11 protein-coding genes are annotated in these 13146 nt (G+C 35.7%); 4 read left to right on the forward strand and 7 right to left on the reverse strand.

What is annotated here, in order from left to right; all coding sequences use genetic code 11:
• Positions 1-356 precede the first annotated feature (356 nt).
• Positions 357-1451, forward strand: coding sequence for a lactonase family protein (locus JAZ75_RS09940; protein WP_021191303.1), 1095 nt, complete (start codon positions 357-359; stop codon positions 1449-1451).
• On the opposite strand, the gene mnhG is transcribed toward JAZ75_RS09940, so the two are convergent.
• Genes mnhG through mbhE form a run of 7 tightly spaced genes read right to left on the reverse strand, consistent with a single transcriptional unit; the run spans position 1441 to position 7170 of the window.
• A complete protein-coding gene (gene mnhG, locus JAZ75_RS09945; protein ID WP_021191304.1) occupies positions 1441-1833 on the reverse strand; it encodes a monovalent cation/H(+) antiporter subunit G in 393 nt (130 codons plus the stop codon). The two genes, JAZ75_RS09940 and mnhG, sit on opposite strands and share 11 nt — an antisense overlap.
• Positions 1826-2053, reverse strand: a complete 228-nt coding sequence (locus JAZ75_RS09950) for a monovalent cation/H+ antiporter complex subunit F (RefSeq protein ID WP_232789402.1) — start codon at positions 2051-2053, stop codon at positions 1826-1828. The genes mnhG and JAZ75_RS09950 overlap by 8 nt, the downstream gene beginning before the upstream one ends.
• 44 nt (positions 2054-2097) lie before the next feature.
• Entirely contained in the window at positions 2098-2574 is a 477-nt protein-coding gene (locus JAZ75_RS09955; RefSeq protein ID WP_021191306.1) for a Na+/H+ antiporter subunit E, read from the reverse strand.
• 8 nt (positions 2575-2582) lie between these two features.
• On the reverse strand, positions 2583-4085 hold the full coding sequence (locus JAZ75_RS09960) for a proton-conducting transporter membrane subunit (RefSeq protein WP_132769146.1): 1503 nt from the start codon (positions 4083-4085) through the stop codon (positions 2583-2585).
• The gene (locus JAZ75_RS09965; RefSeq protein WP_208701557.1) at positions 4082-4438 is read right to left on the reverse strand and encodes a Na+/H+ antiporter subunit C; all 357 of its coding nucleotides are present in this window, start codon (positions 4436-4438) and stop codon (positions 4082-4084) included. Before JAZ75_RS09965 ends, JAZ75_RS09960 begins: the two co-directional genes overlap by 4 nt.
• A gap of 7 nt (positions 4439-4445) precedes the next feature.
• Positions 4446-4859, reverse strand: a complete 414-nt coding sequence (locus JAZ75_RS09970; RefSeq protein ID WP_021190427.1) for a Na+/H+ antiporter subunit B — start codon at positions 4857-4859, stop codon at positions 4446-4448.
• 1 nt (position 4860) lies between these two features.
• Positions 4861-7170: a hydrogen gas-evolving membrane-bound hydrogenase subunit E gene (mbhE, locus tag JAZ75_RS09975; RefSeq protein ID WP_208701559.1), complete on the reverse strand. Its 2310-nt coding sequence runs from the start codon at positions 7168-7170 to the stop codon at positions 4861-4863.
• Positions 7171-7384: 214 nt separating this feature from the next.
• Between mbhE and JAZ75_RS09980 the strand changes: the two genes are divergently transcribed.
• The 3 genes from JAZ75_RS09980 to JAZ75_RS09990 all read left to right on the forward strand — a co-directional run bounded on the left by JAZ75_RS09980 (position 7385) and on the right by JAZ75_RS09990 (position 13131).
• Complete coding sequence (locus JAZ75_RS09980; RefSeq protein ID WP_208701561.1) at positions 7385-7918, forward strand: RNA polymerase sigma factor; 534 nt, start codon at positions 7385-7387, stop codon at positions 7916-7918.
• A gap of 232 nt (positions 7919-8150) precedes the next feature.
• Positions 8151-9317, forward strand: a complete 1167-nt coding sequence (locus JAZ75_RS09985) for a FecR family protein (protein WP_132841132.1) — start codon at positions 8151-8153, stop codon at positions 9315-9317.
• A 205-nt stretch (positions 9318-9522) separates the two neighbouring features.
• Complete coding sequence (locus tag JAZ75_RS09990; RefSeq protein WP_132841134.1) at positions 9523-13131, forward strand: SusC/RagA family TonB-linked outer membrane protein; 3609 nt, start codon at positions 9523-9525, stop codon at positions 13129-13131.
• Positions 13132-13146 lie beyond the last annotated feature (15 nt).

A 13146-nucleotide genomic window follows, 5' to 3' on the forward strand; every position in this document is an offset into this window, starting at 1 on the left:
ATAATATGTCTTTTAATGGTGATGAAGCTATCATGAGCTGGTTACTACTCGCGGTTTGTAAGCTATTGTAAGCCCATGATGGTTTCATTCGTGGAATGTAATTTAAATGCTTTTTAAAAATATAACTGTTCAAACTTAAAGTTCTGAAAGCTTGCACAAAATTATTAGAATATATTAATTATTCTTAATTTTATTTGAATATTATTTCCGAGGTCTTATCCCATTTATATGCTTATTATGAATAATAACATATTGAACGGCTCTGGAACAGCTAAAATAAGTATTTACAAGGTAGTAAAAGTAGTTTTAACCAAATTTAACACTACATTTTCCCACAAAATTTTAATTTTGAAATCATGAAAAAAATTATACTTTTTATTTTGACCTGTTTTCCTTTTTTTGGTTGGTCGCAAAACATTTCCATGTTTGTAGGTACTTATACCTCTAACACCGAAAGTAAAGGAATCTATGCATTTGATTTTAATGTAAAAACGGGTGAAATAGCGCTAGTATCGACCACTCCATTAGTGGATCCCTCTTTTCTAGCTCGAAAGGATAATATTTTATATGCCGTTAGTGAGCAGGGAAATAATAAAGGAAGTTTAACTGCGTATTCTTATAACAAAGGTAAATTTACAATCTTAAATACAGTTCCTACAAAAGGAGATGCGCCCTGTCATGTTTCGGTGAGTCCTTATAAAAACCTGATCACAGCTTCTAATTATAGTGGTGGCTCTTTTGTACTATACGGATTAGAACCCAATGGTGTTATCGGTAATCTAAAAGATTTTGTTCAACATGAAGGTAAAGGCGTTGACAAAGCTAGACAAGAAGGCCCTCATGTACATTCTGCGTTTTTCTCAAAAAAAGGAAATGAACTTTTTGTACAAGATTTAGGTCTAGATCAAATTTCGATTTATAAATTAATTGATCCAAAATCAAAGGATGTTAAATTGGGTACAGATCCTGCGGAAGTATTCTCTTCAGCAGGTGGTGGTCCTCGACATATTGCCTTTGATAAGAAAGAAAAGCATATGTATGTCGTACTCGAAATGACAGCAGACATTGCTGTATACAAACGGGATGGACAAGATTGGTTATTTGATCAATCTGTTAATATTAATCCTGATGGGTTTACAGGGAAAAATGGTGCCGCTGATATCAAAGTATCTCCGGACGGAAAATTTCTGTATGCATCAAACAGAGGTGATGCTAATACCATTGGAATTTTCGCTATTGCTAAAGACGGAAAATTGACCAAAGTAGCAAATCAGAGTACATCTGGAAAAGGACCGCGCAATTTTAATTTTAGCCCTGACGGTAAATTCCTATTGGTAGCCAATCAAACGAGTAACGAAATTATCACTTTTAGCAGGGATGAAAAAACAGGACTTCTAAAAGAGACTGGAAAACCACTTCGTGTTCCTGCTCCAGTTTGTATTATTTTTTAGTGATATCATCTGTTGATGAAGAGTCGTCAGAATTACTTTTTAATTCATGTGTCTCTTCATCATACATACCCTCTAATTCATCTGTGATTGTCCCTTTCCACAATTTAATGCCCGTTATATAGGCAACCCTTCCAATCATATGCGCCGCAACCGGAGCTGTTAGTACTAGAAAGAACGCGATTGCGATTGTTTTTGTTGTGACGGAGACGTCAGGAAAGACAATTGCGGCACAAAGCAAAAGCAAACCAACACCTAGAGTTGCAGCTTTAACCGTAACAGAAAGGCGTAAATAAAAGTCAGGCATTCTAAGGATGCCAATGGAAGCGAAGAGAATCGCTAAGGCGCCGATGGTACTCAGCACTGCAATAATAATATCAGTCATTATAGTCTTGTTTTTCTAAATAATAGGCAAAGGCAATTGTTCCTAAAAAGGCAATTAGGGCAAGTATCATGGCCACGTCAAGAAAAATTTCTTGAGATGTCGTGATACTATAGACAGTAATAATCCCAATACCTGTGGTAATGATTAGATCTAGAGCAATAACCCTATCGGCCACATCGGGTCCTTTGAAAAGACGTATAAATGTAATTACTGTAGACAAAATTAATATGGGAAGAATCACATAATCTAAATATTCAGTTAAGCTCATCTCAAAATTTCTAAAAGTTTGCGTTCAACATTGTTTTTCAACTCTGTCATGAATTTTTGTTTATCATGTAGGTACATGACATGGATATATAAAATCTTTTTGTCCTCGCTGATATCCAGGATTAATGTTCCCGGTGTTAGTGAAATAAAGGTAGAAAGTAAGTTGATCTCAAAATCAGACTTAGCATCCATCTTGTATTTCACAATTCCAGGTTTAAAAAAATACTTAGGTGTGATCACGTCGTAAGCAACCTGTAGGTTAGCTATAATCATTTGATATAAGAAGAAAAAGAGAAAGCTAATCGTTTTAGGGACACGGTAAAAATAACGCTGATCAACTTCATTTCGGTTCATGACCCATAGAATGAAGAAACCAAGTAAGAAGCCAAAAAGAAAATTCGTATAATACATTGAACCTGTTAATGCTACCCAAATAAAAGAAAGCAGCAGGTTCATTAAAAACTGTTTGATCATATTTTACTTTATTTGCCTAATACTGCTTGAATATAAGGTTTGGTGTTTAACATTTCTGATGATATGCGGTCCGCTACCTGAATGATACTTTCTGCATTGAGTCCGATATATAAAGAACTAGCTGCAAGTATACAGATCGGTAAAATCAATGCGACCTTTCGAATACCTATCAGGTCTTTAAATTTGTCCTCAATTGCATCGGGGTCTTGTGGTTTTTTCCAAAACACTTCCGACCAAAATTTTGCGAGTACAAATAAAGTCATGAAGCTACCTAGTATAAGGGCTCCTGCATAAAAGTAATGTCCTGTTTGAAAAGCACCCTGCAATAAATATATTTTTGGCCAAAATCCGGATAATGGTGGTATACCAGCCAGTGAAAACAGTACTATGGCAATCAGCAATGAAATTTTTGGATATTCAGCATACAATCCACCCAATTTTTTCATATCCATAGATCCTCTCATTTGACGGATCAATCCGGCGATTAAGAAGATGTTCGTTTTAACCATGATATCATGAATTAAATAAAATACAGCACCGAGAATTGCCAACTTGCTATAAATACCTAATCCCCCTATCATAAATCCGATATGGCATACGATTAGGTAAGAAAATAGCCGTCTTATATTGGTCTTGATCAATACACCGAATGCTCCTGTTAAAATGGTCAAAATTGCCAATATGACCAACAGATTCCGAATAAATTCATTAGGAATGAAAATTAAGGTAAAGACCCGGAATAAGGCATATATACCTACCTTAGTGAGTAGCCCACCAAATATAGCTGCTACAGCAGAAGGAGGTGTGTGATAGGATGATGGCAACCAGAAGTAAAGCGGGAAAATCGCAGACTTGATGCCAAATCCAATTAAAAAGAAAGTAGCAGTAATATCAACTATTGCACGGTTTTCAATCTTGGGAACGATGAGTGCTAGATCGGCCATATTTAAAGACCCCGATATACCATAAAGAATACCGATTCCAGTTAAGAAGAAAGTAGAAGCGAGTATATTCATCGCCATATACTTTACAGCGCCCTCTAATTGTGCTTTCCGACCTCCCAGGGTCATTAATACAAAGGATGAAATAATAATAACTTCAAAAAACACGTAAAGATTGAAAATATCTCCGGTTAAAAATGCACCATTTAATCCCATCACTAAAAAGTGGAAGATAGGGAAGTAACCGTAGAGTATACGTTGCCGGCCGATACCTGTTGCAGAGAAAATAGATACTGCTAAAGTCGCTATCGCTGTGAGCAGAACTAAGGTGGAGCTTAGTAAATCTGCTACAAATACAATTCCGAAAGGAGCCTCCCAATTGGCCGCATGCATAATGAGTATGTCTCCATTAAATACTTTAGCAAATAATTTGATGGCAAAAATTAAACTTATGAAACTGCCGCCAATGCTGAGGATACGTTGTGGACCTGTTTTTCTCCAAAAACCTAACTGTATGATTGCAGTAAATAAATGTACAAGTACTGTTGCTATAATTTGATTATCAATCATATATCTTCGTCTTCGGGTGTGTTTAAGTTGTCTAGATCGTCCGTGTTAATTAGTGCATAAACACGTTTTAATAGTACAATAGCAAAGGAAGTTAAGCCGAAGCTAATGACAATTGCGGTTAAAATTAATGCTTGAGGTATTGGATCTGCATATATATCTTGAAAGACTTTCAATCCATCTTTAATGATCGGCGGTTTTCCTTTGGTGATATTACCCAAGAGAAATATCAAAATATTGGTGCCGTTTCCAAGTAGCATAATTCCTAGAAGTAGTTTAACCATACTTCTTCTTAAAATAAGATATATGCCTGTCGCATATAATACGCCTATGAGTAAAATAAGTAGTATTTCCATTGCAATGTTAATCTGAACTGAGTGAAATGGTGAATAAAATGGTTAAAACAACTCCGATGACCACGAGGTAAATACCAAGATCGAAGAGTAGTGCTGTACCAATCATACCAATAACTGGGATTGGATGTTCCAGCCATAATCCAGTCATTACAGGCAGTCCGAAAAGTGCTGGCATAAACATACTGAATGCAGATATTCCTAATCCGATAGGAAGTAAGGATAGGGGTTTATAACGCAATATCTTCATTGTTTCTTCAGTACCATGAGCGAAACTGTGTAATACAAAAGCGATGGATGCAACCAAACCTCCGACAAAACCACCTCCAGGGTAATAATGTCCTCTTAATAAAAGAAAGAAGGAAAATAAAAGAAGTATGGGCAACAAATATTTTGAAGCTGTTTGTAAAATAGTACTTTTCATATTATTCTTTCTCCGATGATTTTAAACGTAATTTTAATAAGCTGTACACACCTAATGCAGCGATCGATAATACAACAACTTCAAACATGGTATCAAACCCCCTGAAGTCAACAAGTAGTACATTTACGACATTTCTACCTTTCGCTAATAAATATGCGTTTTTACCATAGAAGTCACTGATGGCAATATTCGTAGGAACATGTAGCACGCGAATGGCGACCATAGCTAAGATTATCCCAAATATGATGGCAACCACCGCATCCCTAATCAGTAATCTTTTATTGGCAAGATTTAGAAATGGAGGTAATTTAAAGAGAACAAGAACAAATAGAACTACTGTTAGCGTGTCTATTGTAAATTGTGTCATAGCCAAATCCGGAGCACTGTAGAATACGAAAAGTAAACAGATACCGTATCCAATGACACTAGTTGAAACTACAGCGGTTAGCCTTGAAGAAGTGCTCAAGGTGAGAGCGACAGCTCCAAATACGATCAGAATAGTAACCACTTCGTATACGCTTACTGCTGATAGTAGTTCCCAGTTGATATGTAGTGGGCCACCAAGGTAAAGTTGATAAGCTAAAAGAACCTCTGCAAATATGATGATCTTCAATAGGTAAGAGCGAAGATATCCGTTATGGAAATAATGCGAATAACTTGTCGAGAAATTGTAAATGGTCCGATAACATTTTTGAAAAATGGTAATCGGCGCTATGAAATTTAATTGTTCAATCCATTTTAATTTATGTTCACTTGGCTTATTGATAAAATAGATAACTGTGCCCAGTACTATAGTTATGGCACTTAATAGCAAAATAGTATTAAATCCATGCCATATCTTGAGTTGAAAATCACTTTTAACGGACATGATACTATTTACGGTGGGTTGTGCGATCAGATCGCCAATAAAAGTTGGGAAACAACCAAAAACGACTCCTAAGAGTGCAAGTATAAACGGAGGTATCCAAAGCGATTTTGCAGGAAGTTTTATTTTCTCAAAATTTTCAGGAAGTTTCCCAAAAAATGGTTTGATACCAGCCATGAAACCCGCAGATACCAATAGAATATTTGTTATTACTGCTGCAACAGTCAGGTAAATAGCTAAATGTTTTTCACTATGTAATGTCGCTTCATATATTAAATCTTTTCCAATAAATCCAAATGTTAAAGGTACTCCGGCACTGGATATAGCGGCTAAAAAACCAGCAATTGCAACAGGTAATAAAACCTTTCTCAATCCTTGCAGTACAGATAGGTCCCGAGTGTGGGTGGCGTGATCAATAATACCTGTAATTAAAAATAATGTTGCTTTATATAGTGCATGCACAACAATAAAAACAGAGGCAGCGATGATGGCATCTTGGGTGCCAAGACCTAACAAAAAAACTAAAATACCTAATGCCGATATGGTTGAATAAGCGAGTACGCCCTTCATATCGGTTCTAAAAAGAGAATGAAAAGCTCCATATAGCATTGTGATTCCACCAATAATCATGAGGCTATACGTCCACGCTGTATTATTGCCTAAAATGGGATAAAAACGTGCAAGTAGGTAGATACCCGCTTTTACCATAGTTGCTGAGTGCAGGTAAGCAGATACTGGGGTAGGCGCTTTCATAGCACCAGGTAACCAAAAATGAAATGGAAATTGTGCAGATTTGGTCATAGCACCTAAGATGATAAGACCTAATATATAAGGAAATAGCTGATGTTCCTGAATTAGTTGAGCCTTACTTACGAGCTCGGAGATGGAATAGGTATTGGCAATATTACCGATTAGAACAAGACCTGCCAATAAAAAGAAGCCTCCTAGTCCAGTTACGCTTAATGCTGTCAGGGCACTTTTTCTAGATTCTATTTTTTCATTATTAAAACCAATCAAGAAAAACGAGCTGATGCTGGTCAGTTCCCAGAAGGTAAATAATAGAAAGATGTTGTCAGACAGTACAAGGCCGAGCATGGCCGACATGAACATACATAAGTATCCGAAAAAGCGATCAACATACGGATCATCTTTTAAATATGATTTAGCATAAAAAAATATACAGGTTCCGATTCCGGTGATTAATAAAGAAAATAGGAGTGATAATCCATCTAGTCTAAAATCAAAATTTATACCTAGTGAGGGTATCCAATCAATATGCTGCACATATGATTTATCCCAATTTATTAATGGTAGATATTGGAGATAATAAAGAAATAAAAGTAGCGGTATGAATGCGAGAATAATTCCCCATTTAGTTTTTACGAATTTGCCAAATGGAACAATAAGGCTCGATGTTATTAGTCCTATTAGAACGGTAAATAGCATTTAGTCTTTGTTTTTAATATTTGTGAAAGGCTACAATATAAGAAAAATTGACGATTTTTTAGTCTTGAAATCTAAACTTTGACAAAAAAATAATTTAAAAAGACTATAGTATTTAACAAAATTTAACATTAACTTCGTTTTACAGTAACATGCTAATCCGTTTGCCGACAACTTAAATATTACTTTCTTACTTCACTAGATTTTGTGTTTTTAAATGAACAGTATCGTCCATAAACAATTATTTGAAGAACATTATAGAAGTCTATGCCATTTTGCATGGAAGCTATGTGGGGACGCTACAGAAGCTGAAGATCTGGCACAGGATGCATTCATTTCTTATTATAATCATGAAGATCATATTTCTACACATCAGGGTGCTATAAAGAATTACCTTTATACTTCTGTGCGGTATGCATTTTTAAATAGCAAGCGGAAAGAAAGGGTTGTTGAGAAGTATTGGTTAAATTCTCCATTTAACGAGTGCAGTCATGATTCGTTAGAATTAAGTATTATTCATTCGGAAGTTATTGCAGAAGTGTATAAAATAGTGGAAAGCATGCCGGCTGGTTGTCAGGTTGTATTTAAGATGGGGTATTTCGAAGGACTAAGCAATCAGGAGATATCTAAAGAATTAAATATAAGTATCAACACGGTAAAAACGCAGAAACAACGTGGGTTAAAAACAATTATGAAGAAAATGAATCCTGAATTGTTACCGTTAGCATTGATTTTCTATAGCATGCTCTGATAAATGGTTCTCGGTCTTTTATACAGATCCTCCTCAAATTGATTTTTTCATCCCGGTATTTTATTAGTAAAAAGCAAGTTATTTTGCTGATATCATATCTTTTATGAATCACCAATATACATTTATATTAATGGTGCTATAATCCTATTTTATTTTATTATTTCAAGAAATTTATTTTTTTTTCAAATTGTTGTCACCCATTAGGGCGGGCAAAGTTTCTTTATTATATATTATGAAGAGTAAACCTTTTATTATTGCTGAAATCATCAAAAAGTCTTTAGTCGGGGAACTGTCTAATGAAGAAAAAACTGTGCTTGAAAATTGGATAAACTTAACGGATGAAAACAAAAAATTGTACAATAGTTTTAAGCAATCCCATAAAGTTAAAGATGATTTAGAGTTTTTAAGATCAATTGATGTTAATCAAGCTTGGAATAATTTAGAAAAAAAGCAAAATAGCACGCAAAAAGTTGGAAATAATTTTAATCTTAAAATTTGGATCCCACTTATTGCCTCATGTTTTATTTTATGTTTTTATATTTTTTATTTTAAAGAGAGTTCAATACAGCCTGATACCAAGATTATAGCCATTCAATCAAACATTCATAAGAATGATGTAAATCCTGCATCCAACGAAGCGGTTTTAGTTCTAGACGATGGAAATACACTAGATTTAACGACCGTTCATACGGATTCCATTGGAACAAATATCAAACTTAAAAATGATCAGTTGGAATATGTAAAAGGAATGACTTCGGAAGTGGCCTTGAAGTATAATACCCTCATTGTACCCAAAGGAGGATACTATAAAATTGAACTTTCAGATGGTAGTAAAGTTTGGCTAAATGCAATGTCAAAATTAAAATTTCCAGAATTGTTTTCTAGTGGAGAGCGACGTGTTGACTTAGAAGGAGAAGCTTATTTTGAAATTTCAAAAGATGCCAATCGTCCTTTTATAGTGCATACTGAAGGAACTGATGTAAAAGTTTTAGGAACTCATTTTAATGTCGATGCATATGGAAGTGTCGTGAGAACAACCTTGAAAGAAGGAAGAGTAGAAGTTGCAAGTGCAAGTAGAACGATGATATTAAAGCCTGGAGAATTTTGCGAATCTTCGGATGGTTATCTGAAAAAAGGTTTTGCTGATCTTGATCGGGACTTAGCCTGGTATAATAACGAATTTTATTTCAAGAAGGATAATCTTCAGTCTATCCTCAACCAATTATCCAATTGGTATAATGTAGAAGTACAATTTAATAAGGCCGTTAACAAGAATAAAATGATCACAGGCTCTATAAGCCGTGATGTAAAACTCTCTCAAGTATTGGAGATGATAGAATATGTAAGTGATATTAAGTTTAAAATAGACGGGAATAAATTAATCGTAAACAATAAATAATGAATATGGAGAACTGATACTAGAATCAAAAAGTCAATAAAAGAGTACAGAGATGTTGCAGCATCCCTGTACCTATTCTTAATTAAGAAGCTAACCAGATAAAATTAACTCTTTAACCAAATGTAAATGTATGAATAACTTACCATTTGGCAAAAAACGACCTTGGGATTCTCAAGACTCGTTATTTTGCAAACCTATACGTATTATGAAAATTAGTACCTTTTTAATGTTTGCTTTTGTTACCGGTGTTCAGGCTAATGGTATCGCACAAAAGGTCAATCTTAACCTTAAAAATGTTAAGATTGAGGATGCGTTGTCTGCTATCGGCAAACAAACAAAGCATCGCTTCCTTTACAGCAATGATGTCACAAAAGGGGCAAAACTTATTAATTTAAACTTGAAAAATGTGAGTCTAGAAGACGCACTTGAGCAAGTTTTAAATGAAAACAATTACTCGTATAAGATTATTGCCAATACGATTTCTGTAAATACTGCGAGTATAAAGAATAGTGGTAATAATGAACTTCAACAATCTGTATCGGGTACCGTTCGTGATCAAGATGGAAAAGCTTTGGCAGGTGCTACTGTATCAGTAAAAGGAAGTAATATCAATACGCAAACAGCAAATGATGGTAGTTTTAGAATAAATGCATCGGCCGATGCTACTTTACTCATTCGCTATGTTGGATATGAAACTATTGAAATAGGTATTAAAGGTCGAAGTGTTGTTCCTGTTGTTTTGGCTTCAAATGAGAAACAAATCGAAGAGGTTGTTGTGACGGGTATGGGACAACGTGTTGACAAACGCTTATTTACCGGTGCTACTTCTCAGATATCTGGAGAAGCCGCGCAAATTGGTGGACAGATTGATCCAAGCCGTGGACTCGAAGGTCGGGTTGCTGGGGTATCAGTGCAAAATGTGACAGGAACATTTGGTACCGCACCAAAAATTCGCGTTCGTGGGGCAACATCAATCTATGGTAGTTCAAAACCGCTTTGGGTTGTCGATGGTGTAATTATTGAAGATGTTGCCGATGTAAATTCAGATGAGCTATCATCTGGTGATGCGTTGACGCTGATTAGCTCCGCTGTTGCTGGTTTGAATGCACATGATATTGAATCGTTTCAAATTTTGAAAGATGGTTCGGCTACATCTATTTATGGTGCTCGTGCCATGGCTGGTGTGATTGTTATTACAACGAAAAAAGGTACGGCAGGTCGTAGTTCACTCAACTATACAGGAGAATACACCATGCGTGCTACGCCGCTATATTCAGAATTTAATATCATGAATTCTCAGGAACAGATGTCTGTTTATGATGACATGTATAATAAAGGATATCTCGGTTTTGGAGCCGTTCCTGTAGCTAGTAATAGTGGTGTGTATGGAGATTTATATAAACGTATACAGACAGGAGAAATTCCGAACGATCTATTTACCAATAGGCATAATGTAAATGAATTTCTGCGTACTGCAGAGTATCGCAATACGGATTGGTTTGGCGAGTTATTTCAACCTAGCTTACAACAGAATCACTCTGTGAGTATGTCATCTGGAACAGAAAAATCACAGTATTATTCCTCTATCAGTGCTTTAGTTGATCCAGGATGGACAAAACGTAGTAAGGTAAATAGATATACTGGAAATCTGAATGCGAACTATAATATTTCTGATCGACTTAAACTCAATATTATAACCAATGGATCTTATCGTAAGCAGCAGGCACCTGGTACATTGGGACAATCTAAAGATGAAGTATTTGGTCAAGTAAAGCGCGATTTTGATATCAACCCTTATGCTTATGCAATGAATTCATCGCGTACTTTGGATCCAAATGCATTTTATACGCGTAACTATGCCCCATTCAATATTCTACATGAATTGGAGAATAATTACATGGATATCGATGTAGCAGATTTACGTTTTCAAGGTGACTTGAAATGGAAAGTAATTCCAGGTCTGGAATTAGGGGCCTTTGGTTCTGTGCGATATCAATCTACGTCACAGCATCATTACATTAAGGATCGTTCAAACCAGGCAATGGCATATCGAGCTGGAATTTCGGAACCTGAAAATACTACAATTAGGGACAAGAATCCATTTCTATACAAAGATCCAGATAATCCATATGCTCGACCAATTTCTGTATTGCCAGAAGGTGGAATTTATAATCGAACAGATTATACGATGTTCGAACAGTTATTCCGTTTTACTGCTCAATATAATAAAACCTTTAATCAAAATAATATCCTGAATGTCTTTGCTGGTTCAGAACTTACATCATCGACACGTAATAATACGTGGTTTAGAGGATGGGGGCTTCAATATGACTTAGGAGAGAGTCCTTTTACGGATTATAGGGTTTTTAAACGTGGACAGGAAGAAAACTCTCCATATTTCTCAGTTAATCGGAATAGTAAAAATGATCCTACAAATACACGGTATAGACAAGCTGCCTTTTTTAGTAATGTAACATACTCTTATGCTGGTAAATATACAGTGAATGGTACAGTTAGATATGAAGGCGCAAATAAATTAGGAGAAGCGACCTCTGCAAGATGGATGCCTAGCTGGAATCTTTCTGGAGCTTGGAATGCGCATGAAGAAGATTTCTTTGAAAATTTAAGACCTGCTTTTTCACATTTTACCTTAAAGGGATCCTATAGTTTAACAGGAGATCGCGGTCCTTCAAATGTAACAAATTCATATGCAGTTTATCGTTCTTATACACCCTGGAGACCTACGGCTGGAGATGGTGAGTCTGGACTTGAAATAGCTGACTTAGCTAACAATGGATTGACTTATGAGAAAAAACATGAGCTAAATATTGGGACGTCCATGGGATTTCTAGATAATAGAATCAACTTAGAATTTGACTGGTTTAAAAGGAATAATTTTGATTTGATCGGAGTCGTCAACACACAAGGTTTAGGTGGACAAATTTCGAAATTCGGAAATGTGGCAGATATGAAATCGCATGGAGCCGAATTAAGTTTGACCGGTCATATCTTACGAGATGGAAATTTTAAATGGACATCGAATTTTATCTATTCCAATGTGAAAACTAAAGTGACACGCTTGGATACGCGAAGTAAAGTGATGGATTTGATTACAGGAACTGGTTTTGCTCTTGAGGGAGGTCCTGTACGAGGATTGTATTCTATTCCTTTTATTCGTTTGAATGACGAGGGTTTACCAGTATTTTTAAATGAAAAAAATCAGGAAACGGTTACAGCTATTAATTTTCAAGAGCGCGATAAAGTTTCTTACTTAAAATATGAAGGACCAACTGACCCAATTCATACCGGTAGTTTTGGTAATATGTTTAATTATAAAAATTTTGGGTTGAACGTATTTATGACTTATTCTTTCGGAAATGTTGTACGCCTGAATCCAGTATTCTCTAATGAATACTCTGATCTTACCGCGTCGACAAAAGAATTTGCTGACCGTTGGATGGTGAGCGGTGATGAGGATTTTACAGATGTTCCGATTATTGCCACTACTGGACAAAACCGAGCTTATGGGAATGATTTAAAATATGGGTATAGTGCTTATAACTATTCATCTATACGTACAGCGAAAGGTGATTTTATCCGTATGAAAGATGTTTCTTTAACCTATGATTTACCTAAAAGTTGGGTTCAAGCATGGAAAATAAACTCTTTAGGATTGCGATTTAATGCAACCAATCTGTTCTTGATTTATGCTGATAAAAAATTGAATGGACAAGATCCTGAGTTTGTCAATGCTGGAGGTGTGGCTGCACCGATCGCTAGACAATATACGTTGACTTTACGCTTGGGGCTCTAATCGAAAATTTAATAT

The organism is Sphingobacterium sp. UDSM-2020 (assembly GCF_016132525.1).
GTDB classification, from domain to species: Bacteria; Bacteroidota; Bacteroidia; order Sphingobacteriales; family Sphingobacteriaceae; genus Sphingobacterium; species Sphingobacterium anhuiense.